Origin of the sequence: Pelotomaculum propionicicum (assembly GCF_048984525.1) — a bacterium.
Taxonomy (GTDB): domain Bacteria; phylum Bacillota; class Desulfotomaculia; order Desulfotomaculales; family Pelotomaculaceae; genus Syntrophopropionicum; species Syntrophopropionicum propionicicum_A.
Genome location: NZ_JBMGJC010000005.1, coordinates 196,858 through 222,349, shown reverse-complemented (window position 1 = coordinate 222,349; position 25,492 = coordinate 196,858). Strand labels below are relative to the sequence as shown.

Annotated in this window: 23 protein-coding genes; all 23 read left to right on the top strand. The window is 52.3% G+C overall.

Going from position 1 to position 25,492, the window contains the following annotated elements:
• Positions 1–6: 6 nt before the first annotated feature.
• The 23 genes from purC to gatB all read left to right on the top strand — a co-directional run bounded on the left by purC (position 7) and on the right by gatB (position 25,443).
• On the top strand, positions 7–723 hold the full coding sequence (purC, locus tag ACOBQJ_RS07645; protein ID WP_421071145.1) for a phosphoribosylaminoimidazolesuccinocarboxamide synthase: 717 nt from the start codon (positions 7–9) through the stop codon (positions 721–723).
• Positions 724–762: 39 nt separating this feature from the next.
• Positions 763–2,181, top strand: a complete 1,419-nt coding sequence (purF, locus tag ACOBQJ_RS07640; RefSeq protein ID WP_421071144.1) for an amidophosphoribosyltransferase — start codon at positions 763–765, stop codon at positions 2,179–2,181.
• A 32-nt stretch (positions 2,182–2,213) separates the two neighbouring features.
• Entirely contained in the window at positions 2,214–2,351 is a 138-nt protein-coding gene (locus tag ACOBQJ_RS07635; RefSeq protein ID WP_421071143.1) for a hypothetical protein, read from the top strand.
• A gap of 52 nt (positions 2,352–2,403) precedes the next feature.
• Entirely contained in the window at positions 2,404–3,447 is a 1,044-nt protein-coding gene (gene purM / locus ACOBQJ_RS07630; RefSeq protein ID WP_421071142.1) for a phosphoribosylformylglycinamidine cyclo-ligase, read from the top strand.
• 37 nt (positions 3,448–3,484) lie between these two features.
• A complete protein-coding gene (purN, locus tag ACOBQJ_RS07625) occupies positions 3,485–4,102 on the top strand; it encodes a phosphoribosylglycinamide formyltransferase (RefSeq protein WP_421071141.1) in 618 nt (205 codons plus the stop codon).
• 123 nt (positions 4,103–4,225) lie between these two features.
• Complete coding sequence (gene purH / locus ACOBQJ_RS07620) at positions 4,226–5,764, top strand: bifunctional phosphoribosylaminoimidazolecarboxamide formyltransferase/IMP cyclohydrolase (RefSeq protein ID WP_421071140.1); 1,539 nt, start codon at positions 4,226–4,228, stop codon at positions 5,762–5,764.
• A 70-nt stretch (positions 5,765–5,834) separates the two neighbouring features.
• A complete protein-coding gene (gene purD, locus ACOBQJ_RS07615; protein ID WP_421071139.1) occupies positions 5,835–7,106 on the top strand; it encodes a phosphoribosylamine--glycine ligase in 1,272 nt (423 codons plus the stop codon).
• Positions 7,107–7,405: 299 nt separating this feature from the next.
• The gene (locus ACOBQJ_RS07610) at positions 7,406–7,696 is read left to right on the top strand and encodes a YerC/YecD family TrpR-related protein (protein ID WP_421071138.1); all 291 of its coding nucleotides are present in this window, start codon (positions 7,406–7,408) and stop codon (positions 7,694–7,696) included.
• Complete coding sequence (hisC, locus tag ACOBQJ_RS07605) at positions 7,677–8,834, top strand: histidinol-phosphate transaminase (RefSeq protein WP_421071137.1); 1,158 nt, start codon at positions 7,677–7,679, stop codon at positions 8,832–8,834. The genes ACOBQJ_RS07610 and hisC overlap by 20 nt, the downstream gene beginning before the upstream one ends.
• Before the next feature lie 83 nt (positions 8,835–8,917).
• Positions 8,918–9,514 carry an imidazoleglycerol-phosphate dehydratase HisB gene (gene hisB / locus ACOBQJ_RS07600; RefSeq protein WP_421071136.1) on the top strand — a complete coding sequence of 199 codons (597 nt, stop codon included), beginning with the start codon at positions 8,918–8,920 and terminating at the stop codon, positions 9,512–9,514.
• A 34-nt stretch (positions 9,515–9,548) separates the two neighbouring features.
• Positions 9,549–10,160 carry an imidazole glycerol phosphate synthase subunit HisH gene (gene hisH / locus ACOBQJ_RS07595; RefSeq protein ID WP_421071135.1) on the top strand — a complete coding sequence of 204 codons (612 nt, stop codon included), beginning with the start codon at positions 9,549–9,551 and terminating at the stop codon, positions 10,158–10,160.
• Positions 10,154–10,897, top strand: coding sequence for a 1-(5-phosphoribosyl)-5-[(5-phosphoribosylamino)methylideneamino]imidazole-4-carboxamide isomerase (gene hisA, locus ACOBQJ_RS07590; RefSeq protein ID WP_421071134.1), 744 nt, complete (start codon positions 10,154–10,156; stop codon positions 10,895–10,897). Before hisH ends, hisA begins: the two co-directional genes overlap by 7 nt.
• Positions 10,897–11,655 carry an imidazole glycerol phosphate synthase subunit HisF gene (gene hisF / locus ACOBQJ_RS07585; RefSeq protein ID WP_421071133.1) on the top strand — a complete coding sequence of 253 codons (759 nt, stop codon included), beginning with the start codon at positions 10,897–10,899 and terminating at the stop codon, positions 11,653–11,655. The genes hisA and hisF overlap by 1 nt, the downstream gene beginning before the upstream one ends.
• Positions 11,656–12,033: 378 nt before the next feature.
• A complete protein-coding gene (gene hisI / locus ACOBQJ_RS07580) occupies positions 12,034–12,423 on the top strand; it encodes a phosphoribosyl-AMP cyclohydrolase (RefSeq protein ID WP_421071180.1) in 390 nt (129 codons plus the stop codon).
• 28 nt (positions 12,424–12,451) lie between these two features.
• Positions 12,452–12,778 (top strand): phosphoribosyl-ATP diphosphatase, encoded by a 327-nt coding sequence (gene hisE / locus ACOBQJ_RS07575; RefSeq protein ID WP_421071132.1) that lies wholly within the window; start codon positions 12,452–12,454, stop codon positions 12,776–12,778.
• 68 nt (positions 12,779–12,846) lie between these two features.
• Positions 12,847–13,233 (top strand): proteasome assembly chaperone 4 family protein, encoded by a 387-nt coding sequence (locus ACOBQJ_RS07570; protein WP_421071131.1) that lies wholly within the window; start codon positions 12,847–12,849, stop codon positions 13,231–13,233.
• Positions 13,234–13,591: 358 nt separating this feature from the next.
• On the top strand, positions 13,592–15,775 hold the full coding sequence (pcrA, locus tag ACOBQJ_RS07565) for a DNA helicase PcrA (protein ID WP_421071130.1): 2,184 nt from the start codon (positions 13,592–13,594) through the stop codon (positions 15,773–15,775).
• A 243-nt stretch (positions 15,776–16,018) separates the two neighbouring features.
• Positions 16,019–16,891, top strand: a complete 873-nt coding sequence (locus ACOBQJ_RS07560; protein WP_421071129.1) for a lipid II flippase Amj family protein — start codon at positions 16,019–16,021, stop codon at positions 16,889–16,891.
• A gap of 117 nt (positions 16,892–17,008) precedes the next feature.
• Positions 17,009–19,012 (top strand): NAD-dependent DNA ligase LigA, encoded by a 2,004-nt coding sequence (gene ligA, locus ACOBQJ_RS07555; protein ID WP_421071128.1) that lies wholly within the window; start codon positions 17,009–17,011, stop codon positions 19,010–19,012.
• Between the two features lie 283 nt (positions 19,013–19,295).
• The gene (locus tag ACOBQJ_RS07550; protein WP_421071127.1) at positions 19,296–21,779 is read left to right on the top strand and encodes a CHASE4 domain-containing protein; all 2,484 of its coding nucleotides are present in this window, start codon (positions 19,296–19,298) and stop codon (positions 21,777–21,779) included.
• Positions 21,780–22,019: 240 nt separating this feature from the next.
• Entirely contained in the window at positions 22,020–22,301 is a 282-nt protein-coding gene (gene gatC / locus ACOBQJ_RS07545) for an Asp-tRNA(Asn)/Glu-tRNA(Gln) amidotransferase subunit GatC (RefSeq protein WP_421071126.1), read from the top strand.
• Positions 22,302–22,358: 57 nt separating this feature from the next.
• Positions 22,359–23,816, top strand: a complete 1,458-nt coding sequence (gene gatA / locus ACOBQJ_RS07540) for an Asp-tRNA(Asn)/Glu-tRNA(Gln) amidotransferase subunit GatA (protein ID WP_421071125.1) — start codon at positions 22,359–22,361, stop codon at positions 23,814–23,816.
• Positions 23,817–24,006: 190 nt separating this feature from the next.
• Positions 24,007–25,443, top strand: coding sequence for an Asp-tRNA(Asn)/Glu-tRNA(Gln) amidotransferase subunit GatB (gene gatB, locus ACOBQJ_RS07535; RefSeq protein ID WP_421071124.1), 1,437 nt, complete (start codon positions 24,007–24,009; stop codon positions 25,441–25,443).
• Positions 25,444–25,492 lie beyond the last annotated feature (49 nt).

Below are 25,492 nucleotides of genomic sequence, written 5' to 3'. Positions count from 1 at the left end.
GAAGAAGTGACTAAAAGACTCGAACAGTTATATGAAGGAAAGGCCAAGCGAATATTCCGGACCAGCAGCCCCGGTGTCTACCTGGTAGATTACAAGGATGACGCCACTGCCTTTAACGGCGCCAAAAAAGGGACCATCCAAAACAAGGGTGTGCTGAACAACCTGATATCTACCGTCTTTTTCCGCCTCCTGGAGGGAAAAGGCATCCCCACCCACTTTGTGGAACAGGTCAGCGACAGGGAAATGCTGGTTAAATCCTTGGAAATAATCAAGGTCGAGGTAGTAGTAAGGAACATCGCCGCCGGCAGCCTGGCCAAGCGGCTGGGCCTGCCCGAGGGGAAAGCCCTTCCCCTGCCGGTCCTGGAGTTTTACTACAAGGACGACGACCTCGGCGACCCCATGATCAACGATTACCACATCAGGGCGCTGGACCTGGCGTCACCGGAGCAGATGCGCAAAATCACGGATATAGCCTTAAAAGTAAACAAGATCCTGCTGGAGCACTTATCTGACAAAAATATTGACCTGGTGGACTTTAAGCTGGAATTCGGCGTCCACGAGGGCGAGGTCCTGCTGGGGGACGAGATCTCCCCGGACACATGCCGGTTCTGGGATAAGAAAACTCACGAGAAACTGGACAAGGACCGCTTCCGCCGCGACCTGGGCAATGTGGAAGAAGCATATGAAGAGGTTTACAGGAGGCTGACAGGAAAAAACTTTTAGCTTATCAGGGTAACTAATAAAAACGCGAGGAGCACTGGTATGTTTAAAAATTGTATAGTTGAGTGCGACAAGCCCCGTGACGAGTGTGGTGTCTTCGGCATTTACAGCCCGGGCCTCGATGTGGCCCGGCTGACCTATTACGGACTGTACGCCCTGCAGCACCGGGGCCAGGAAAGCGCCGGAATCGCCGTGGCAGACGGCAGCAGGATCCAACTGCATAAGGGGATGGGGTTGGCCTCTGAAGTCTTCAGCCATGAAAACCTCGACAGCTTCCAGGGGTATATCGGCGTGGGACACGTAAGGTACTCCACCACGGGGACCAGTAACCTGGTCAACGCCCAGCCCCTGGTTTTTCGCTGTTCCCGGGGCATGATCGGCCTGGCCCACAACGGCAACCTGACCAATGTCAACGAACTGCGCTCCCAGCTTTTTTTAAACGGCTCAGTTTTCCAGTCCTCCACGGACAGCGAAGTAATTGTAAACCTCATTGCCCGTTACAGCCAGGGCAGCCTGGTGGATTCCATCATCAAAACCATGATCGATATCAGGGGAGCCTATTCCCTGGTTATCCTTACTGAAAAAAGCCTGATCGGCGTCAGGGACCCCTATGGTTTCCGACCGCTGTGCCTGGGCCGCAAGGGTGACGCGTATGTGCTGGCCTCCGAGTCCTGCGCGCTGGACACGGTCGGGGCTGAGTTTATAAGAGATGTGGAACCGGGAGAAATTATAGTGATAGACAAGAAAGGGCTGACCTCCAGGAAAGTGCTCCAGGGGAGCAGGAAGGCCCACTGCATTTTTGAGTACATCTACCTGGCCCGGCCGGATACCAGCATGGACGGTTTCAACGTCAACAAGGTCCGCCGGGAAATGGGCCGCCAGCTCGCCAGAGAATACCCGGTCGACGCCGACATCGTGATCCCGGTCCCCGATTCCGGCAAAACAGCCGCCTGGGGTTTTGCGCTGGAATCAGGCATGGCATATGAAGAAGGCCTGATGAAAAACAGGTATATAGGGCGCACGTTTATCCAGCCCGTACAAAGTTCAAGGGACCTCGGCGTCAAGTTGAAACTAAATCCGGTGCGGGATGTACTGGAGGGTAAAAAGGTGGTTGTTGTCGACGACTCCATCGTGCGCGGCACCACCAGCGGTAAAATTGTGAACATGGTCCGGGAGTGCGGGGCGAAAGAAGTGCACTTCTGCCTGAGCTCCCCGCCTATAATCAAGTCCTGTTACTACGGCATAGATACTTCCAACAGGGGCGAGCTGATCGCCGCCAGTAAAAACCTGGAAGAAATCAGGAAATATATCGGCGCTGACGGCCTGCATTATTTGAGTTTGCAAGGGCTGCTGGATGTTTTCGGAGACCAGCAGGGCAACTTTTGCACCGCCTGTTTCAGCGGGGATTACCCGGTTGGGGTACCTGATGATGTTGTTAACGGTAAGTACGCCCTTGAGTAATGAGACTTGATAAGTGAGGCCTGGGATGTGAGATGAAAGATTGCAGGTTGGGCTTCAGCCAGTTTGTGGAATGGGGGACTCACCTGAAAGCGAGAATGCGCCCCAATTTGAAAGGCCGGCTAAAGCTGACCCTGCAACGCTGCAGGGATCTAGAAAAATTTGACGAATGACCTGATAAGTCCAGCCTTGCAGTGATATATGACAGAATATGGAGGTTTGCGAATGACCGGGAACAAGAAGGGATTAACTTATGCCGACGCAGGAGTCGACATAGACGCGGGAAATAAAGCCGTACACCTTATGCGCGGCGCCGTGCGGAGCACTTTCCGGCCGGAAGTCCTGGCCGAAATAGGAAGCTTCGGCGGTTTTTTTGCCCTTAACGCAGGCAAATACCGGGAGCCTGTCCTGGTTGCCGGCACGGACGGAGTAGGCACCAAGCTCCGGGTCGCCATGATCATGGACCGCCATGACACTATCGGTATTGACGCGGTGGCCATGTGTGTGAACGATATCCTGGTACAGGGAGCGGAACCTCTTTTTTTCCTTGACTACCTGGCGGTGGGCAAGCTGGAGCCGGAAAAGGTGGCCGCCATCGTCAGCGGTGTCGCCGCGGGCTGCCGCCAGGCGGGGTGTTCGCTGATCGGCGGAGAAACCGCGGAGATGCCGGGGTTTTACGGACCGGAGGAATATGACCTGGCCGGGTTCGCGGTAGGTGTGGTTGAGCGCGGCAGGATCGTTGACGGCAGGGAAATAGCACCTGGCGATACACTGATCGGCCTGCCCTCGTCCGGGCTGCACAGCAACGGTTACTCCCTGGCGCGCAAGGTCTTGTTGGAGGCCGCAGGTTATAAAGCGGACTCGTACATAGAAAAACTGGGCCGTACGGTGGGGGAGGAAATGCTCGAACCCACCAGGATTTACGTTAAAGCTGTGCTGCCCCTGCTCGAAAAGTTCAATATCAAGGGTATGGCCCATATTACCGGGGGCGGTTTGACCGAGAACGTTGTAAGGGTACTGCCCGACGGCGCCGGTGTTGCAATAAAGCTGGGCACATGGGACGTGCCTCCGGTGTTTGATTTGATCAGAGAAGAGGGCGGAGTGGAAGAGCAGGAAATGCTGCGCACCTTTAACATGGGCATCGGCCTGGTGGCTATAGTTGACGCCGGGCAGGCTGGAGCGGTGATGGCGGACCTGTCGGCGAGAGGCGAAAAAAGCTGCCTGATCGGCGAAGTAATCGAAGGCGGGAAAGAAGTAAGCTACATATAAGGAAGTACTCCATGACTCATTATGGGGAGGGGATAAAATGGGCAAATTACGTCTGGGCGTTATGGCTTCCGGGCGGGGTTCAAACCTCCAGTCCATCATGGACGCCGCCGCTGCAGGAAAAATCAAAGCGGAGGTTGCCGTAGTATTCAGCGACAACAAGGACGCTTTCGCCCTGGAAAGAGCGCGAAAGGCAGGTATACCGGCGCTGCACCTGAACCCGCGGGATTTTGGCTCAAAGGATGAATACGAAAAGGCGGTACTCAAACTGCTGCATGAACATGGCGTACATCTGGTCTGCCTGGCGGGCTATATGAGGATTGTCGGCAGGGTAATCCTCGATGCTTTCCCAAACAGGGTAATAAATATCCACCCAGCTCTTCTGCCGTCCTTTCCGGGGCTGCACGGCCAGCAGCAGGCCTGGGAATACGGGGTTAAATTCAGCGGCTGCACAGTCCATTTTGTCGATGAAGGGATGGATACCGGGCCAATTATTATCCAGGCCGTGGTCCCGGTTTACGACGACGACACGGCGGATACCCTGGCTGACCGCATCCTGGAGCAGGAGCATAAAATTTACCCTGAAGCAATCGGGTTGATAGCGGACGGGCGGCTGAAACTGAACGGCAGGAAAGTTTCCTTGAGACGTGAGAAATGAGACTTGAGACGTGAGAGGTGTAGATGCGGCTTGAGCCGCAGATCTTTGGCGGCTAAAGCCGGCCTGCAATGATGGGAAATGTGTCAAAAAAATATCCAGTAAAAAAATACGGAGGTAATGTTTATGCAAATTAAGCGTGCCATGATCAGCGTTTCTAACAAGACAGGCGTTGTTGAATTTGCCCGGGGCCTGGCGGAACTGGGAGTGGAAATAGTATCCACCGGCGGTACGGCGAAGACCCTGCGCGGGGCCGGAGTGCCCGTTACATACATATCCGATGTCACTGGTTTCCCCGAAATATTGGGCGGGCGGGTAAAAACACTGCATCCCAATGTTCACGGGGGCATCCTGGCTCTGCGGAACGAAGAGCACCTGGGCCAGCTAAAAGAGCATAATATCACTCCGATCGACCTGGTGGCGGTCAACCTTTATCCTTTCCGGGAGACGATAGCCAAACCGGACGTGACACTGGCCGACGCGATAGAGAACATAGATATCGGCGGCCCGACCATGGTCCGCTCGGCGGCCAAAAACTACGAAAACGTGCTCATTGTCGTAAATCCGGAACGTTACACGGAGGTCCTGGAAGCCATACGCGGCGGCAGCGCGGACATTGAACTGAGGATGGACCTGGCCCGGGAAGCTTTCTCTCATACCGCCTCCTATGACGCCGCGATTACAGCGTACCTTTCAGGTATTAACAAAAAAGAGCTGTTCCCTCCCACCATGGAAATATCGGTTAAAAGAGCGCAGGTGCTCCGCTACGGGGAAAATCCCCACCAGCAGGCGGCCTTTTACCGGGATCCCTCAATAACCGGCCCTTGCGTGGGCAACGCCATGCAGCTCTCAGGAAAAGAGCTTTCCTATAACAATATTCTGGACTTAAACTCCGCTTTTGAACTGGTGCGCGAGTTCACCGAGCCGGCGGCTGTAATAGTCAAGCATAACAACCCCTGCGGGTGCGCCTGCGCGGGCGGTCCGGCCGGCGCATACAGGAAAGCCCTGGAGGCTGACCCGGTATCGGCGTATGGCGGCATTGCCGCGTACAACTGTGTGGTAGACGCTGAAACCGCGGCGGAAATGGCCAAGATCTTCCTGGAGGCTGTCATAGCGCCGGGTTATGCAGAAGATGCTTTGAAAATACTGAAAGCAAAGGCTAACTTAAGGCTGCTGGTGACCGGGGAACTGACCGGCCAGACCAACGACCGCCTGGAGGTAAGGAAGGTAAACGGCGGCCTGCTGGTACAGGAGGCTGACCGGGAGGTCCTGCGGCTGCCCGAATTAAAGGTGGTAACAAAGCGGCAGCCGACAAAGGAGGAAATGGACGAGCTCCTGTTTGCCATGACTGTTGTCAAGCATGTAAAGTCAAACGCCATCGTCATTACCCGGCAGCGCAGCCTGGTGGGTGTCGGCGCCGGCCAGATGAACCGGGTGGGTTCAGCCCGCATCGCCGCCGAGCAGGCCGGGGACAAAGCCCGCGGCGCGGTTATGGGCTCGGACGCCTATTTCCCGTTTAACGACACTGTGCTCCAGGTGGCTAAAGCGGGGGTAACAGCCATAATCCAGCCGGGCGGCTCGATCCGGGACGAAGAGTCCATCAAGGCTGCTGATGAAAACGGGATCGCCATGGTGTTTACCGGAATGAGGCATTTTAAACATTAAATGTAAGGCGTCTGTAGGTGCGGCATTAGCCGCACATTGAAAATTAGCATATAACAGAGAGGTGAGCTCTATGAAAGTTCTTGTGGTAGGCGGCGGCGGGCGCGAGCACGCGCTGGTCTGGAAGCTGAAACAAAGCCCCCGCGTCAAAGAAGTATTCTGCGCCCCTGGCAACGCGGGCATCGCCGCTCTGGCCACCTGCGTTAATATCGGCGCGGAAGACATCACCGGGTTGCTGGCCTTCGCCAAAGAAAAGGGCATCGACCTTACACTGGTCGGTCCGGAGGCCCCGCTGTGCGCTGGAATAACAGACCGCTTCCAGGAAGCCGGCCTGAAAATATTCGGCCCTTCCCGGGCTGCAGCTGAGATCGAAGGCAGCAAGGTTGTGGCCAAGGACATTATGGCCAAATACAGCATACCCACGGCAAAGTACGCGGTTTTTACCAGGCCTGAAGAAGCCGTCGTTTATATAAATCAGACCGGCGCTCCCTGCGTAGTCAAGGCGGACGGCCTGGCCGCCGGCAAGGGCGTAATTGTGGCCATGGATAAAGAGACAGCACTTGACGCGGTACGCTCGATCATGGTTGACTGGGACTTCGGAGAGGCCGGTAAGCTGGTTGTAGTTGAGGAGTGCCTTGTCGGGGAGGAGGTCAGCATCCTGGCCTTCACGGACGGCGTAAACGTTGTTCCCATGGTTTCATCACAGGACCACAAGCGTGTTTTTGACAACGACCAGGGTCCCAACACAGGCGGCATGGGGGCTTATGCTCCGGCTCCGGTCTATACTCCGACGGTGCACAGGCAGGTAATGGATGAAATCGTTGTGCCGATGATACGAGCCCTGGATGCCGAGGGCCGCACCTACCGAGGGGTCATATACGCCGGTTTGATGATCACCGCCCAGGGGCCAAAAGTGCTGGAGTTCAACGCCCGTTTCGGCGACCCCGAGACACAGCCGGTGCTTTCACTCCTGGAGACCGACCTTGTCGAGATTATCGACGCTATTCTTGAAAAACGCCTGGACTCGATCGACATCAAGTGGAAAAAACAAACATCTGTTTGCGTGGTCCTGGCTTCCGGCGGGTACCCTGGCTCGTATGAAAAGGGAAAAGTGATCAAAGGGCTTGACCAGGTGCCGGAAGACGTCATGGTTTTTCACGCCGGGACGGCAGAAAAACAAGGCGACGTAGTCACAGCGGGCGGCAGGGTCCTTGGAGTTACCGCGGCAGGTCCGGACATCCTTTCCGCCATTAATTCCGCCTACAACGCCATTGAAAAGATCAGTTTCGAAGGGATGCAGTACCGTAAGGACATCGGCTACCGGGCCGTTGAAAGGCTGCAATAGTTTAGAGGCAGGGACGGTCTTTTTGTCTCCCTTGGGGGACCTGAGAGATAAGACGTGAATCTCAGGTGCGGCTTCAGCCGCAATGAAAACGCCCCTCTGTAAGGTGACAGGGGATGGTTCTTACATATGTCGGCTAAACAAATCATACAATGACAGCGGAATGGGGACACACCGTTTGAGACGTGAGAAATGAGATGTGAGACGTGAGAATGAAAGCACGTCTCATTATTTCTTGCCCATAACGCTTTAGCGTGTTAAAATATTAACGTGGTAGTATGCTAAAGGTCGGAGGGTTGGCGATGTATACTGGAAAGCTCAAGGACGATCTTCTGGATCGGCTTTTTGAAGCCATACTGCTGTTGGAAGACCTGGACGAGTGCTACCGTTTTTTTGAGGATATCTGCACCGTGGCCGAATTAAAATCCCTGGCCCAGCGCCTGGAGGTGGCGAAGATGATCCAGGAGAACCGGACTTACGGTGAAATATCAAGCCGGACCGGGGCCAGCACGGCAACCATCAGCCGGGTGAAGAGGGCGCTGAACTATGGCGCGGACGGCTATAAGCTGGTTTTTGAACGGCTGCAGAAATAGCTGGAACCTGCTTGACAAGAAAAATGTAGAAAAAGAAAGGACAAAGGGGGATGTCCATAGAATGAATACAGCATTCAGTTTAACGGCGCTGGCGCGGGAAGACTTGCAGGGTATGGTCCCGTATGACGCGCCATACTATCCGGACGTAATAAAGCTTGACGCCAACGAGAACCCGTATGGGTTTCCTCCGGAAGTACTGGTCCAGATCTTCAGGGAAGTAGGCTCGGGTGATTTGAGCCGCTATCCTGACGCGGCGGCGGTTGAGCTGCGTAAAAGCCTGAGTGATTACATATCGGTAAGGCCGGAAAACATAATGGTGGGAAACGGCTCTGACGAGCTTATCCTGAACCTGATGCTGAGCTTTGGCACGGGGGCGAAGTTTGCAGTCGCAACCCCGACTTTTTCCATGTACGGGGTGCATGGCCGGATAGCATCAAGTGCTATGCACGAAGTGCAGCGTTTAGATGATTTCAGGATAGATGCGGACGGGTTAATCAGCGCCACCTCAAAGCCGGATGTAAAAATTATAGTAATAACATCTCCGAACAGCCCCACGGGTAACGCTTCTGAGCCAGGGGAAATAGAAAAGATCCTTAAAAAAGCAAACGCGATTGTCGTGGTGGACGAGGCTTACAACGAGTTTGGCGGTGAATCCTGTGTTCCCTTGCTGGACAGTTACGCCAACCTGGTAATCCTGCGGACCTTTTCCAAGGCCTTCGGCATGGCCGGCCTGAGGGTGGGGTATCTGCTTGCGAACACCCCGGTGATAAACGAACTGCTTAAAGTCAAGCAGCCGTACAATCTGAATGTTTTTTCCCAGGCTGCAGCCTCTCTGGTGATGCGGAACCGGCCTCATTTCTTGGAGAGAATAAAAAAGATCTTGCAGGAAAGAGAAAAGCTCTACTGGGAGCTGTCACAAATTCCAGGCGTAAAGCCATACCCGACCCAGGCAAACTTTATCATGTTCCGGACGGCGCTGCCGGCGGCTCGTATATATAATGGTTTGCTCGAACGGGGTGTGCTGATCAGGAATGTGGAAGGTCCTCTTCTTCCCGGGTGCCTGCGGGTTTCCGTGGGGACAGCTGAGGAAAACGAGATTTTTATTGAAAAACTTAAAGGGATAATTTTGAGCAGTTAGCCTGTCAACAGTAGAGTTTAATAAGATTAAATTGTGGCGAAGAGCCCTTTTTAATAAAATAATATATTTGAGGTGAGTGAAACATGTCAGAATCACGCGCGACCTATGTTACGAGAAAGACAACAGAAACAGAAATTAACTGCTCGTTAAACCTTGATGGGGACGGTGTTTACTGGGTAACCACCGGTGCGCCGTTTTTTGACCACATGCTGCAGCTTTTTACCAAACACGGATCGTTTGACATGGAGTTAACGGGCCGCGGGGACCTGGCCGTGGACGGCCACCACACTGCCGAAGACGCCGGTTTATGCCTTGGCCAGGCTATAAAAAACGCGCTTGGAGATAAAACGGGAATAAACAGGTACGGGCACGCGATAATTCCAATGGACGACGCCCTGGTTATGGCCGCGGTTGATTTAAGCGGAAGGGGCCACCTGGTTTTTGACGCGCCTATGCCGGCGACAAGGATCGGGGACTTTGACACTGAGCTGGTTGAGGAATTTATGAGAGCCCTGGCGATTAACGGGGAATTCAACCTGCATATCCGCCTTTTGTACGGCAAAAATACCCACCACATCATTGAAGCCATCTTTAAAGCACTGGCCCGCTCGCTGAAAATGGCCGTTGCCAGAGACGGCGGCGAAAGCATTCCTTCCACCAAGGGGACCCTGGAAGGGTAAAGCAAGTTGAATACAATGCCGGGCGGGGGGAAAAATGATCGCAATAATTGATTATGGGATGGGCAATCTCAGGAGCGTCTACAAGGGTTTTTTAAAGGTGGGCGTTCAGGCGGCGGTAGTAGAGGACCCTGCCCTGGTGGACGGTGCGGACGGAGTGGTGCTGCCCGGAGTGGGAGCATTTGGCGACGCGATGATAAACCTGAGGGCCGCGGGTATGGTCGGAGCAATCCACCGGGCTGTTGATGCGGGGAAACCGCTGCTGGGAATATGCCTGGGGCAGCAGCTTTTATTTGAAGCAAGCGAAGAATGGGGCTATAACAAGGGCCTGGGCATTTTTCCGGGGCGGGTGCGCCGTCTGCCGGAAGGCCTTAAAGTGCCCCACATGGGTTGGAACCAGATTGAAATAAATAAGGCCGACCCCCTGCTGGAAGGGATCCCCGATTATTCTTCTTTTTATTTTGTCCATTCATACGCGGTTGACCCGTCAGACAAAGAGCTGATCCTGGCGCTGACGGAATACGGGACGCGTTTTGCATCCATAGTAGGCAAAGGGAAGGTTTATGGAATCCAGTTTCACCCGGAAAAAAGCAGCGCCCTGGGCCTAAAGATATTAGAAAATTTCGGGAGAGTGGTTGATTTATGTTAATTATCCCGGCCGTTGACCTGCGGGAAGGGAAATGCGTTCGCCTGGTGGAGGGGCGGCTTGACCAGGAGACCGTCTATTCTGACGACCCGGTGGCGATGGCGGCCCTCTGGCAGACAAAAGGAGCCCGGATGCTGCATGTTGTTGATCTGGACGGCGCCTTTTCCGGCTCGCCCAAAAATCTAGACGTTATTAAGGAAATCCTTTCTGTGGTGACCATACCGGTACAAATAGGCGGCGGCATTAGGAATATGCATTCCGTGGAACATCTCCTGGAACTGGGCGCGGCGCGGGTAATCCTGGGGACGTCGGCTATCTTAAAACCTGAACTGGTTTCGGAAGCCTGCTCCAGGTACGGCGACGCTGTCCTGGTGGGCATAGACGGGCGCAACGGGCGGGTTGCCATTGAAGGCTGGGGTGTCACAGTAGAGAAAGAGACTATTGAGTTAGCCGGTGAAATGAAAACTCTCGGCATCAACAGAGTAGTCTTTACAGATATCAGGAGGGACGGCACTCTGCAGGGGCCGAACTTTGAGGCTATCAGCGAACTCGCCCGGTCTACCGGTTTAAAGGTCATAGCTTCAGGCGGTGTTTCAACTCCCGATGACCTGAGGACGCTAAAAAAACTTGAACCTTACGGGGTTGATTCCGTAATCATGGGCAAGGCGCTTTACGCCGGGACAGTAACCATCAGCGAAGCCCTGGCCATAGCGGCGGGGGAAGAAGCGGAGGTTGGCTGATGCTACAGAAAAGGATCATCCCCTGCCTAGATGTTACCGGCGGGAGGGTGGTTAAAGGCACAAACTTCGTTGATCTCAGGGACGCGGGCGATCCTGTCGAGTTAGCCGCCTTTTATGACCGGGAGGGCGCCGACGAGCTGGTATTCCTGGATATAACGGCTTCCTCCGACAGACGCCAAACGACCCTGGACATGGTTTACCGCACCGCGGGAGAAGTGTTTATACCCTATACTGTCGGAGGCGGGATCCGCAGCCTCGAGGATATCCGTGCGACCCTTGGCGCCGGAGCGGACAAAGTTTCCATAAACACGGCCGCTGTAAATAACCCTGAACTCGTTGCTGAGGCGGCGGGCAGGTTCGGCAGCCAGTGCATAGTGGTGGCAATAGATGCCCGGCAGAGGGAGCCAGGACTTTGGGAAGTATATATACACGGCGGGCGCACGCCTACCGGCATTGACGCCGTTGGGTGGGCCAGGCGGGTCGAGTCCCTGGGCGCCGGTGAGATCCTGCTTACCAGCATGGACAGGGACGGCACAAAAGACGGTTATGACATAGCCCTGACCAGGACAATAGCCAGGTCGGTAAACATACCTGTTATCGCCTCGGGCGGCGTTGGGAACCTGGAGCACATCGCTGAAGGGCTGTCCGAGGGGGAAGCCGATGCGGCCCTGGCCGCGTCGATCTATCATTTCGGCGAATACTCGATCAGGGAGACAAAAGAGTACCTGTCAGCGCGAGGTCTGCCGGTGCGCATTTAACTAGCCCGAAGGGTTGCTCCAGGGACACCTCTTTATTGATACTGCTTGTGAATGAGTTACTATGACAGAGGAATGGGGACACACTTCACTAATAAGTTTTTCTCTAGAGTCAGAAGTATGTCCCCGATCGGTGTCAAGGGGACGGTTCTTCTGACACGCTTTTCTGGTAACATTTATCGTTGCATGGTACCAGACATAGGAATGGGGACACCATGTGGCGGAACTGATTGTTTAGGTTGTTACACTGACAGAGGAATGGGGACACACCTCTGTTTCAGGTATTCCTCTTATGCTGAGGTATGTCCCCGATCGGAATGGCTTGGATACGCTCAGGAAATTGTGTATTATTGAAACTTATTGAAGGGAAAGTATAAAGAAATGTTTGATTTGGGCAAGTTGAAATACAGCGAAGACGGGCTTATTCCCGCCATCGTCCAGGACAGTGACGGCGGCGCGGTTTTGATGATGGCTTATATGAACAGGGAAGCGCTGGAAAAAACCCTGGTCACCGGGGAAACCTGGTTTTGGAGCAGGAGCAGGAAAACCTTCTGGCATAAAGGTGAGACCTCCGGTAATGTCCAGAAGGTGAAGGAAGTTTTATACGACTGTGACCGGGACACCCTGCTGGTTAAGGTCGAACAAAACGGGGCGGCGTGCCACGAAGGGTTTTATTCCTGTTTTCACTACCGCGTTGAGCGGGACGGGAACGTCACCGTGGTAGGGGAGAGACAATTCGACCCGGACCAGGTTTACGGCAAAAAATACTGACGCTTTCTTAATGGATGTTCTGGTATAAATGTCTGAGGATATCACAGTGGAGAAAAATGATATATTAAACGAGCTGTACAGGACTATCCTTGCAAGGCGTGAAAACCGCCCAGCCGGGTCCTATACCGCTTACCTGTTTGAACAGGGCGGGGATAAAATATTAAAGAAAATTGGCGAAGAGGCCACGGAAGTAATCATCGCAGCCAAAAACGGCAGCAGGGATCAAATCGCCGCTGAGGCTGCCGACCTCGTCTATCACCTGTTCGTGCTTCTGGCCTGGCATGATATGGAACCGGGTGATGTGCTGGCTGAGCTGGCTGCACGCAGAAACAAAAACCTAGGTGATAAAACTTAGATCAGTTCCTTCTCTTCCAAAGTTTGTTACGGGCCAGGCCTGAATCGTATGCGAGAGGATTGGATGAGATGGGAATTATAGAAATACGTAAGGAATATGAAGGTTTACATGTGCTTTTGCAGGCAGTAGCCATGGGCAGGGATTGGAACGTGGTTATTACAGGCGGGGAAATTCCCCACCTGGGGGCCATAGCTCTCGGTATTCCGCGCCCGAGCCTGCAAAATCCGGAACAAACCAGTGCTACTGTATCCGTATTGACCTTGACGGGGCACAAGGAAGATGAAATTGCCCGGCCGGCAGCCCATTTTCTGGCCAGCAGGCTAAATGCGCCGGTTGTCGTTTCTTGTGGGATCCATAACAATGATATCAAGCCCGAGGATATCCGGCGGTTCGCTGAGTTGGTGCGGGAAGCATTAAATGACTTTGTTGCTGCCGCACGTTGTAAGGCCACTTGACTGGAAATTATGCGGAATTTCGTTAAAATTGATGAGATGTCTTTTGGTCAAGTTAAATAATCTAATCTTGAGCCAAAAAGATGGCGGGAACTAAAGGCTTAACGCTGACAGTCCTGCCTTTTAATATAATTACAGTGTTAAAGTTGAGACCAGCTGTGTTTTTGCTGATATTATTCTACTCCGGTACTGTTTTGCCATCAGAAATTAACTACTGCCGACATTATTATTGCAAATAGGCAGTCAAAACCCAAAATTCGACGAACTTTGTATTGCGCCATCGCGGATTCAAGTGAAGGATTTGCGCTTATTACTTAGAATTTATATGATTAAATAAGATGTTAAAATTTTTGGAGGATAGATGAAAGTATTAAACAAGCTTAATCCCGCCCAGGTTGAGGCGGTGACATACGGAGACGGCCCGCTGCTGGTCCTGGCCGGCGCCGGCAGCGGCAAGACCAGGGTTTTAACCTGCCGGGCCGCCTACCTTATAAAGGAAAGGCGGGTCCCTCCCTACCGCATTTTAGCCATCACTTTTACTAACAAGGCGGCCCAGGAAATGAGGTCGCGGGTGGAGGACCTGGTGCCGGAGATGTCGCGTGACATCTGGATTTGCACCTTTCATGCCGCCTGCCTGCGTATTTTAAGGCGGCAGGAGGAGTTTTTCGGGCGCAGCCGCGATTTTGTAATCTACGACAGCGATGACCAGCTTACCGTCGTTAAGGAATGTATCAAAGAGCTTGATATCGACGATAAGAAATATCCGCCCCGGGCAGTAGCTTCGGCTATTTCCCAGGCTAAAAACCAGCTGTTGGACGCTGGTGATTATGAAAGGTACGCGTACGATAATTTTAACCGGAATGCCAGCAGGGTCTATGTCCTGTACCAGGAAAAACTGCGGCGGAACAACGCTGTGGATTTTGACGATCTTATTTTTTACACGGTGCGGCTTTTCCGGGAGTACCCCCAGGTTCTGGCGTACTACCAGGACCGCTTCCGCTACATATTGGTCGATGAATACCAGGATACCGACCATGCCCAGTATGTTTTCGTAAACCTGCTGGCTGGCGTTCACCGCAATTTATTCGCGGTAGGGGACCCTGACCAGGGTATTTACAGCTGGCGGGGCGCGGATATCAAAAATATTTTAAGTTTTGAAAGAGACTACCCCGAGGCAGCGGTAATAAAACTTGAGCAAAATTACCGGTCAACGGGACAGATACTGGAAGCGGCCAACCATATTATCAAAAACAACGAAAACCGCAAGGAAAAACGCCTATGGACCTCGTCCGGACCCGGACCCGGCCTGGTAAACTTTTTTTGCGAGGACGAACACAGCGAGGCCGATTATATAGCGAGGAAGATTTTCCGTTTAAAAGAAATTGAAAACAGGCCTTACCGCCATTTTGCCGTGCTTTACCGCACCCATGCCCAGTCGCGGGTGATCGAGGAAATTTTTGTCCGGGCGGGCCTGCCTTATACCATTATCGGGGGCTTGAAATTTTACGCCCGGAAAGAGATAAAAGACATACTGGCCTACCTAAGGTTGATCGTAAACCACAGGGACGCGGTCAGCCTGGCCAGAATAATAAATGTGCCCAGGCGCGGTGTCGGGCAGGCCTCTTTGAGCAAAATTATCTCTTTTGCTGAAAAGCATGTCATTACTCCGGTGGAAGCACTGGTAAGGTCAGCTGAGATCGACGGGCTTTCCACCAAAGTCAGGACGGCTTGCGGCGATCTGGGCCTGCTGATCCAGAGTTTAACAGAAGAGCTCCCTGACGGCGCGGTCACCGACCTCGCGAGGGAAGTGATGGAACAAACCGGGTACCGCAAGGAACTGCTGGATGAGAACACCGTGGAGTCACGCACCAGGCTGGAAAACCTGGACGAATTTATATCCGGGACCATGGAATTTGACAGGGATGCCGAGGAAAAGGGACTCAGGAGTTTTCTTGAGAACATAGCCCTGGTAACCGACCTGGACAAGTACGACGCGGAGAGCGACCAGGTTGCCCTGATGACGCTGCACAGCGCCAAAGGACTGGAATTTCCGGTTGTATTTCTGGCCGGCCTGGAGGAGGGTGTATTTCCCCATTCCCGCTCACTGCTGGAACCGGGTGAACTGGAAGAGGAACGCCGGTTGTGCTATGTCGGTGTGACCAGGGCTATGGAACGCCTTTACCTTACCCACTGCTGGAAGAGGACTCTTTTCGGCAGTGAGCGGTACAACAAGCCATCCCGCTTTCTTGAGGAGATCCCCCCCCACCTGGTAAGCGGCGACGACTTCCTGGATGAAGCAGGTGAAAAAGGCCGGGCAGGGATGAAAGGGACTGGATTCAAGGCATCTAAAAAGATTGCAGGGCTACAGCTGTTTATTCTCGGCGACAAGGTCAGGCACTGTAAATGGGGCCACGGTTTGATTGTTGGCGTACGGGGAGAGGGCGATGACACGGAATACCATGTGGCCTTTCCGGACCAGGGCATAAAAGTGCTGCTGGCAAAATACGCGCCGCTGGAGAAGGCGGATGGTGACTGGGACGAGTGAATACTGTGCGACAGCGGGGACGGTACTCGACTGTCGCATTTTACAGCGGATTGGGGACACAATTCAGTCATCAGTCGTCTGATGTCAGACGTCGGAAATAACACCAATGTCAAGAATACTCGTGTGTTAATAAAACATACAATGACAGCGGAACGGGGACACATCTTTCTCACAGGTCTTACTTTGATGTCAGAGATATGTCCCCGATGGCAATACTATTGTTAGACCGTTTTCGGAGGGATTATGGACCGTCTCCTGATCGTGGCCGCACTTACGGCGGTTATCCATTTTATCAATACCCTGGCTTACGCGATACGTATATCGGGTGTCCGCACCCGGCGGCTGGCCACGGCCTTTTCTATTTTTAACGTGATATTTCTGGTAGCCAGCACCGCCAATACCATCCAGGCGCCGATCCTGGCCTCTATTGTGGAGATGGTAATTAAAACCGGGCAGACGCAGACGGGGGCCAGGGTGACAGACGCGCAGCTGGTTAACAGCGCCGCCTACCAGGCTCTGCTAGTATCACTCAGCGATAACATACGGATAGTGATCCTGGCTGCGACCGCGGGTACTATAATTGCCGCGGCCCTGATCCCCGCTTTTGTGAATATATTCAACCGGGCTATCTTTTTATTCGAAGAAACCGGCTCAGTGCCACGCATGCTGGGCAGTATTATTATTTCACCCCGCCGGTTTATGAAAGCCGGCGGCCAAATTTACCTGGCGGGCAGGAGTTCTCTTAAACTCGCGGCAAAAAAGAAAATGGCCATCCCCAAGACCTTCTTGTTTTTAAATATTATCGTTACAGGCGTTTATACCACCGGGGTCCTTTCCGCTATTTACGCGGGGGCGCTTTTCCCCGGTTTTCGCTCCACCGCCACCCTGCTTTCAGCGGTGGTTAACGGAGTAGCCACCATTCTCGCGGCGACGGTGGTAGAACCCACCGCCGCGGCCATTACAGACCAGGCTTTGCGGGAGGAACGGGGCGATGAAGATGTGAAACAAATGGTCCTATACCTCACTCTCACGAGGATCCTGGGTACGGTCTTTGCCCAGCTGATATTCCTGCCTTCAGCCTATCTGGTCAAATATGTTGCCGCCCTGCTGGCGTAGTGAGTCGTGAGAAATGAGACGTGAGACGTGAGAGTCCGGGTATTCCTAATGGGTTGGATTTTTGAAACAGCCTCACATAACAATGGCACCTGAGAAATATTCCCAGGAGGTGTAGTAATGAACAAGGACATTGAACGGGCCAGGGAGAGGATCGAAGCCTTAAGCGAAGAAATCGAGGCCCATAATTACCGTTATTACGTTATAGACGACCCGGTTATATCAGACGCCCGTTATGATCAAATGATAAGGGAGCTGGAGAAGCTTGAAAAGCAATATCCCTCTCTGGCCAGTCCCTATTCACCAACGCAGAGGGTAGGCGGACGGCCGAGAGAAGGGTTTGCCACAGTGCGCCACCTGTCTCCGATGATGAGCCTGGCTAATGCTTTTGATGAAGGAGAGTTAAGGGATTTTGACCGGCGGGTGCGCCAGGCGCTGCTCGATGAGCATGTCAGGTATGTTGTGGAACCCAAAATTGACGGCCTTGCTGTTTCACTTTTTTATGAAAACGGCCTTTTTTCAAGGGGAGCCACCCGCGGAGACGGTGAGACAGGCGAGGATATCAGCGAGAATCTGAAGACCATAAGAAGTGTGCCGCTGCGGCTCCGCAGGATGGTGCCGGCCCTGGAAGTAAGGGGAGAAGCCTATATGTCGAAAGATTCTTTCGCCAAGCTGAACGAGGCCAGGGAGGAAACAGGCGAACCACTCTTTGCCAACCCCCGCAACGCCGCGGCCGGGACCCTGCGCCAGCTCGATCCGAGGATTACTGCTTCCCGCGGGCTGAACCTCTTTGTATACGGTATCGGGTACAATGAGGGGGTTGACCCGAGTGATCACAGCGAGGTATTAAAACTGTTAAAAGAACTTGGTTTCAGGGTTAACGAGTTCCATCTATTTGATAACATGGACGAAGTTATAAAATTCTGCCTGGATTGGAAGTCCCGCCGCTTTGACCTGCCTTACGCGGTTGACGGGCTGGTCATAAAAGTCAGCTCTCTTGGCCAGCAGCAGAGGCTGGGAGCGACTATGAAAAGCCCCCGCTGGGCCATAGCTTATAAGTTTCCGCCTGAGCAGGCGGTTACTACTGTGAAGAATATTTTTGTGCGGGTGGGACGCACCGGCGCCCTTACTCCTACCGCGGAAATGGAGCCGGTACGGGTAGCGGGCACCACGGTAAGCAGGGCGACTTTACATAATGAAGATAACATACGCGAAAAAGACATCCGCATCGGCGACAGAGTGCTGATCCAGAAAGCGGGAGACATAATTCCCGAGGTCATTGCCGTCCTGCCCGATGAAAGGAAAGGTAATGAAAAGGTCTGGTCGATGCCGTCAGAATGCCCTTCATGCGGCTCCAGGGTTGTGCGGGCTGAAGGGGAGGCGGCGGTGCGCTGCACGAACATGGCCTGCCCGGCCAAGCTGTGGGAGGGATTAATCCACTTCTCATCACGCAATACCATGGACATTACCGGATTAGGCCCGGCTGTGCTGGCCCAGATCCTTGCGGGAGGTCTTATACACGATCCGGCTGACCTGTACAGCCTGCGTTATGAAGACCTTGTGGCCCTTGAGAGGATGGGGCCAAAGTCAGTTCAAAATTTGTTGGGGGCTGTGGAAGCAAGCAAAAAAAATTCCCTGTCAAGGCTGATCTTCGCCCTGGGAATCCGTCACGTGGGTGAGAGGGCGGCAAAGATCCTGGCTGAACGCTATGAATCCCTTGAAATTTTGATGGGCGCAAAGGAAGAAGACCTGATAGCCATTCCCGAAATCGGCCCCAAGATCGCCTCCAGCATCGTATCTTTTTTTGCACAAGAGCAGAACGTGCAGGTTATAGATAAGCTTGTCAAAGCAGGTGTCAATACCCGGGCAGAGAAAAAAGGCAGCGGCAGCGGCATGCTGGCCGGGAAGGTTTTCGTCCTGACCGGCGCCCTGGAGAATTTCAGCCGCCAGGAAGCCCAGGAAATTGTGGAAAGGCTGGGTGGTAAAGTATCTTCCAGCGCCAGCCGCAGCACTGATTATGTCGTGGCAGGGGATAAACCAGGCTCAAAGTATGACAAAGCACTGGCTTTAGGCATCCCCATATTGGACGAAAAAGGATTCAGGGAAATAACCGGCATGGACTAAAAATGTTGATTATCCATTAAAAATTCATTTTTTATCATTTAAACGGCTTACCGGCCGTTTTTAATATTTTAAGTAGCAAATGTTATTAAGCTATATATTGCATGAAGTTATTTGTGAAAAAACAGGTATTTTAATTAAAGCGAAAACAATATTATACCGATGATAATATTGATTTATTGTCTAATTTTACCTGTATAAAGTAATGAAGTTTATTTTTATCAGTGACCGCTAATTAAGGGATAAAAATCAGGAACGCTATTTTGACTTTTGCGGAGGTCAGGCTATGAAACTGCGTACTAAAATGGTTTTAATTGCAGGACTTACATTTTTTAGCCTGATCGCTATTCTTTTTGCTGCCTCCAGGTTTATAATTACAAGCAGTTTTGCCAGGCTGGAGGAACAGAACACCCGGATCAATATTCAGAGAGTCCTGGATTATTTGGCGGAAGAACAGTTTTCCTTGTCCCGCACAGCTACAGATTGGTCCGCCTGGGATGATACTTATGACTTCATCGAGGACGTTAATAATGAATATATTGAAAGAAATCTATTGGATGAAAGCATTTCAGCTATAAAAATTAATTACATCGTTTATATTAACTCAACCGGCCAGGTGGTTTTCAGTAAGGGCATAGATATAAACAATGACAACGAGCCGTTAGCTGTTCCCAATTCACTGCTGGAACATTTCCATATAAACGACCCCATATTGAAACACTCCGATCCCACGAGCGGTATCGCAGGGGTTATACTCCTGCCAGAGGGGCCAATGCTTATTGCGTCAAGACCCATTGTAACCAGCAATTTCGGAGGCCCGGTACGCGGCACTCTGATTATGGGACGTTACCTTGATGCAAATGAAATCTCATATTTGTCGGGCCAAACACACTTATCAGTTACTGTCCACCAGTTAAACGATCCAGAGGTTCCACCGGATATGAGCCTGGCTATGGACAACCTTTCCGAGGAAATAACAGAATACGTAAGGCCGTTGGACAAGGAAACAATCGCGGGTTACGCCATGATCAACGACATTTATGGCGACCCGGCCCTGTTGCTTAGAATAGATTGGCCAAGGGATGTTTACAAGCAGGGAGAAACCAGCGTGGCATACTTTGTTTTCTCGCTGGTGTTAGCAGGGACCATATGTCTCTATGTCATCCTTCTGCTGCTTAGAAAAATGGTGTTGTCACGGCTGGAAATGATTAGCGACAGCGTAATCGCAATTGGGGACCGTAGTGATCTTTCCGCGCGCCTGCAGGTGACCGGGAAGGATGAGTTGTCCGGCCTGGCCGCGGCAATAAACGGAATGCTGGCAAACCTTGAGCAAACCCAGCAAAAACTAGAGCAAGACGAGGTGCGTTTTCGCGCACTGGCTGAAAACGCGCAGGACGTCATATATCGCTACCGCTACCTGCCATCACCGGGGTTTGAGTATATAAGCCCTTCGGTTATCAGCATAAGCGGCTACACCCCTGAGGAGTTTTATGCTGATCCTCAGATTACAAATAAAATTTCACACCCTGATGACTACCCGGACAGGGTAAGCTTTTTTAAAAATCCCCCCAGGGATAACGCTCCTCATATCATGCGCTGGGTACATAAAAACGGTATGGTATTCTGGGCTGAACATCGGGAAGTCGCATTTTATGATGAAGATAATAACCTACTGGCGATTGAAGGTATTGTACGTGATGTTACAGCGCGCAGGCAGGCGGAGGAACAGCTGAGACACCTCAGCCTGCACGATCCCCTTACAGGACTTTACAACCGGGCTTACTTTGAACAGGAAATGCGCAGGGCCGAGGTTGGACGCAAATATCCGGTTTGTATTGTTGTGTGTGATGTTGACGGGCTCAAGCTTGTCAATGACACGCTGGGGCACGAAAAGGGAGACTCGCTGCTTGTCGCCGCCGCCGGTGTGATAAAGAGTTCTTTCCGTGAGAGCGATATGGTAGCGCGTATCGGCGGGGATGAGTTCGCGGTCCTTTTTTCAGAAGGCGGCGAGGATACTGTAAAACAAGCATGCGGCAGGATTGGGAAGGCCATAGAGAACTACAACTCAACCAACCCCGAGCTGCCCTTGAGTATTTCTGTCGGATTTGCAGTAAAAACCGACCCGGACACGAGCATGAATGAGATCTTCAAGGTAGCGGACAACAACATGTACCGGGAAAAGCTGCACTGCAGCCAGAGCGGCCGCAGCGCCATAGTGCAAACTTTGAAGAAAGCCCTGGAGGCAAGGGACTTCATAACGGAAGGCCATGCCGAACGCCTGCAGGACCTGGTTACAGGGCTGGCCAGGGCAATTTCCATGCCTGAGAGCAAAATCACCGAATTAAGGCTTTTAGCACAGTTCCACGACATCGGCAAAGTGGGGATTCCGGACAGCATCCTTTTTAAACGGGGTCCTCTGACTTCAGAAGAAGCCAGAGAAATGCAGCGGCATAGTGAAATCGGACACCGCATCGCCATGTCCGCGCCTGACCTGGCGCCAATAGCAGAGTTTATACTCAAACACCATGAGTGGTGGAACGGAACGGGATATCCGCTTAAACTAAAAGGGCAAAATATCCCTCTGGAGTGCAGGATCCTGGCTATAGCTGACGCCTACGACGCCATGACCAGCGACCGCCCCTACCGGAAAGCTATGCCACACGAAGATGCCATCGCTGAAATCAATAGATGTAAAGGAGTGCAGTTTGATCCTGAACTGGTGCCTGTATTTATTAAACTACTGGGCAAGAATGTGTGGGTCTGGTTTTAAAGTTAACCCATATTTCTCACATCTCAAAGGGCGCGTCCCCATTTAAGTTTACTTACTGAAGACGTATCTGCGGCTCCCAGGTCCCCCGTCTCATTTCTCTCGTTCCCTTGGTTTATCCTAAATACCCGCGTATTTGAAACACAACTGCGTTATGATATAATATTGAAGATATTTACCACTGCAACCTTAATTTTATTAGAAAACGCTTGTTTTTTAGCTGAAATAGGAGAAGGTGAGAACTTGATCACAAAAAAAGATGTTGAACACGTTGCATTGCTGGGAAGGCTGAAATTGACCGAGCAGGAGAAAGATTTGTACACAAAGCAGCTGAATGACATATTGGAACATTTTCAATTTTTGGAGCGCCTGGATACGGAAAATGTGCAGCCGACAGCCCATGTGCTGCCCCTGAAAAATGTCTTTCGCGAGGACTGGGTGGGCCAGCATATTTCCCGTGAAGAGGCGCTTGCCAACTGTCCTGACCGGGACGAAAACTTTTTCAAAGTGCCGAAAATTGTTTAAGAGATGATAAATATAGACCCGGGTTGGACAACCTATGACCTTTGGGAGGCGAATTAATTGCGGCTATTTCTGCGCACTGCGCACGAACTCCATGATCTTTTAATAAAAAAAGAAATTTCAGCGGAGGAATTAAACAAGGCTGTTTTAGACAGGGTCGAATCAGTTGAGGATAAGATTGGGGCTTATATTACCAGGACAAGGGAAAACGCCCTTGACCAGGCCCGCGCTGTTGACCAGCAGATCAAAAATGGTGAAAAAATTTCTCCCCTTTCCGGTATCCCCGTGGCAATAAAAGACAACATGTGCACTTACGGCGTTAAGACTACAGCCGGTTCGAAAATCCTGTCTAATTTCATTCCGCCGTACAGCGCCACCGTGGTGAAAAAACTGGACGCTGCCGGCGCCGCTTTAGTCGGCAAAACAAACCTGGACGAATTTGCGATGGGTTCTTCCACGGAAAACTCAGGCTTCTTTACAACCAAAAACCCCTGGGATACCGGCAGGGTGCCCGGCGGCTCCAGCGGGGGTTCCGCGGCCGCGGTTGCCGCAGGCGAGGCCGTATGCTCCCTCGGGTCGGATACAGGGGGCTCGATCAGGCTGCCGGCCTCTTTTTGCGGTGTTGTCGGCATGAAGCCGACTTACGGCGCTGTTTCACGTTACGGCCTGATCGCTTACGCTTCTTCCCTCGACCAGATCGGACCTTTTGCCAGGGATGTTACCGACTGTGCCTTAATGCTGAACGCTATATGCGGCCACGACCCGCTGGACTCCACCTCGGCCAAATACCCGGTGGCGGACTACAGCGGTTTTTTAAAGGACAATGTGCGAGGCTTGAAAATGGGTGTGCCCGAGGAATACATGGCGGAAGGAATAGACCCGGAAGTGCAGAGCGTCATATTAAAAGCGATGGAAAAAATGGAGTCTCTCGGCGCCGTGGTGGAATATACCAGCCTGCCCCATACCGAGTACGCCCTGCCCACATACTACCTGATCGCACCGGCCGAGGCCAGTTCTAACCTGGCCCGCTACGACGGGGTGCGTTACGGCATACGCGCGAAAGAAGCGGAGGATGTCATAGACATGTTTATGAATACCCGCAGCCTGGGATTTGGCAATGAAGTCAAAAGGCGGATCATGCTGGGGACTTACGCGCTATCAGCGGGGTATTACGATGCTTACTACCTGAAGGCGCTCAAGGTGCGCACCCTGATCAAGGAGGATTTTGACCGCGCTTTTGAAAAATACGACCTGCTTCTGTCACCCGTTTCACCCACCACAGCATTCCACATCGGCGAGAAAACGGATGACCCGCTCCAGATGTACCTGTCTGATATATGTACGATTTCGGTAAACCTGGCCGGCATACCGGGGATATCCATACCCTGCGGTTTTGCCGGGGGGATGCCGGTTGGCCTGCAGCTGATGGGCAAACACTTCGACGAGGGAACACTGCTCCGGCCGGCGTACTCCTTCGAGCAGAATACTGATTATCACAAACAGTTTCCGGAGTTGTAAAAAAATTGTATTCACAGGATTAACTGGATTAATAAGATTAACAAGATTAAATAAAACTAGTTTAGTTTGAGTTAAAGCATTTAATCACATGAATATATTATTAATATAATTTTTATAAACAAATCCTGTAAATCTTTAAAATCTTGTAAATCATGTGATATTGTTTTTTAAACTAGAGGAGGTAAAAGTTTTGCCCCAGTATGAAACTGTAATAGGCCTGGAAGTACATATAGAGCTTAAAACCAGGTCCAAAATATTCTGTGATTCCACCACCGAGTTCGGAGGCGACCCGAATACCCATGTCTGTCCGGTCTGCCTCGGCCTGCCCGGCGTCTTGCCCGTGGTCAACAAGAAGGTAGTGGAGTACGCCATAAGAGCGGCCCTGGCGCTTAACTGTGAAGTAGCGGAGTTTTCGAAATTTGACCGGAAGAATTACTATTATCCCGATATGCCAAAGAACTACCAGATCTCACAGTATGACCTGCCGATCGCCGAGCACGGCCACCTGGAAATTGATACAGAAAACGGGCCGAAGAAAATCGGCATCACCCGCCTTCATATGGAGGAGGATACCGGCAAGCTGGTGCACCAGGGGACCATCACCACAACACCGTTCTCCCTGGTGGATTACAACCGGGCCGGCGTGCCCTTGATCGAAATCGTCTCCGAACCGGACCTGCGCTCGCCGGAAGAGGCCCGCCAGTACATGGAAAAACTCAGGGCCGTTATTCTGTACACCGGTGTCTCCGACTGCAAAATGGAAGAGGGCAGCCTGCGCTGCGACGCCAACATATCGGTCAGGCCGGTAGGGACGGACAGCTTTGGCACTAAAGCTGAAATAAAAAACCTCAACTCTTTTAAATCCCTCCAGAGGTCACTGGCCTATGAAGTAGAACGTCAGATCAAGACACTTGACGCCGGCGGGAAGATCATCCAGGAAACCCGCACCTGGGATGAGGGAAAAGGTGAGACCCTGTCGATGCGCAGCAAGGAGTACGCCCACGACTACCGTTACCTGCCCGACCCCGACCTGGTCCCGATGCTGATTGACAGGCAGTGGGTGGAAGATATCCGCGCTTCCCTGCCGGAACTGCCTGACCAGCGCAGGGAACGTTATATTAAAGAGTACGGCCTGCCGGATTATGACGCCGCGATCCTCACCAACACCAAGGATCTGGCCGACTATTTTGAGGACTGTGTAAAGGCCTGCCCGAACCCTAAAGCGGTCAGCAACTGGATTATGGGAGATCTCACCAGGTTGCTTAACCTGAACGGTATAGAAATAACCGAATGCAAAATCACGCCGGGAAACCTGGCCTCCCTGCTGGGCCTGATCGACAAGGGCACGATCAGCGGAAAAATCGCCAAAACAGTCTTTGAAGAGATGTTTGCCGGCGGCAAAGACCCCGAAACCATCGTAAAAGAAAAAGGCCTGGTCCAAATCAGCGATAAAAGCGCAATTGTCGCCATAGTGGATGAAGTGCTGGCCAGGAACCCCGGGCCGGTGGAGGACTTTAAAGCCGGCAAGGAGCGCGCCCTGGGATTTTTGGTCGGCCAGGTGATGAAGGCCACGAAAGGCAAGGCGAACCCTGAAATGGTAAACAAGCTGTTAAAAGAGAAGCTTTAAGTAAAGCAACTCCATAGTGCCCGAAGCATCCTGGTGTAAAAGAGGGAAA

Coding starts and splice junctions, on each gene's coding strand:
- purF (WP_421071144.1), top strand. CDS start 763: ATGTTTAAAAATTGTATAGTTGAGTGCGACAAGCCCCGTGACGAGTGT.
- ACOBQJ_RS07635 (WP_421071143.1), top strand. CDS start 2,214: ATGAAAGATTGCAGGTTGGGCTTCAGCCAGTTTGTGGAATGGGGGACT.
- purM (WP_421071142.1), top strand. CDS start 2,404: ATGACCGGGAACAAGAAGGGATTAACTTATGCCGACGCAGGAGTCGAC.
- purN (WP_421071141.1), top strand. CDS start 3,485: ATGGGCAAATTACGTCTGGGCGTTATGGCTTCCGGGCGGGGTTCAAAC.
- purH (WP_421071140.1), top strand. CDS start 4,226: ATGCAAATTAAGCGTGCCATGATCAGCGTTTCTAACAAGACAGGCGTT.
- purD (WP_421071139.1), top strand. CDS start 5,835: ATGAAAGTTCTTGTGGTAGGCGGCGGCGGGCGCGAGCACGCGCTGGTC.
- ACOBQJ_RS07610 (WP_421071138.1), top strand. CDS start 7,406: ATGTATACTGGAAAGCTCAAGGACGATCTTCTGGATCGGCTTTTTGAA.
- hisB (WP_421071136.1), top strand. CDS start 8,918: ATGTCAGAATCACGCGCGACCTATGTTACGAGAAAGACAACAGAAACA.
- hisH (WP_421071135.1), top strand. CDS start 9,549: ATGATCGCAATAATTGATTATGGGATGGGCAATCTCAGGAGCGTCTAC.
- hisA (WP_421071134.1), top strand. CDS start 10,154: ATGTTAATTATCCCGGCCGTTGACCTGCGGGAAGGGAAATGCGTTCGC.
- hisF (WP_421071133.1), top strand. CDS start 10,897: ATGCTACAGAAAAGGATCATCCCCTGCCTAGATGTTACCGGCGGGAGG.
- hisI (WP_421071180.1), top strand. CDS start 12,034: ATGTTTGATTTGGGCAAGTTGAAATACAGCGAAGACGGGCTTATTCCC.
- hisE (WP_421071132.1), top strand. CDS start 12,452: ATGTCTGAGGATATCACAGTGGAGAAAAATGATATATTAAACGAGCTG.
- ACOBQJ_RS07570 (WP_421071131.1), top strand. CDS start 12,847: ATGGGAATTATAGAAATACGTAAGGAATATGAAGGTTTACATGTGCTT.
- pcrA (WP_421071130.1), top strand. CDS start 13,592: ATGAAAGTATTAAACAAGCTTAATCCCGCCCAGGTTGAGGCGGTGACA.
- ACOBQJ_RS07560 (WP_421071129.1), top strand. CDS start 16,019: ATGGACCGTCTCCTGATCGTGGCCGCACTTACGGCGGTTATCCATTTT.
- ligA (WP_421071128.1), top strand. CDS start 17,009: ATGAACAAGGACATTGAACGGGCCAGGGAGAGGATCGAAGCCTTAAGC.
- ACOBQJ_RS07550 (WP_421071127.1), top strand. CDS start 19,296: ATGAAACTGCGTACTAAAATGGTTTTAATTGCAGGACTTACATTTTTT.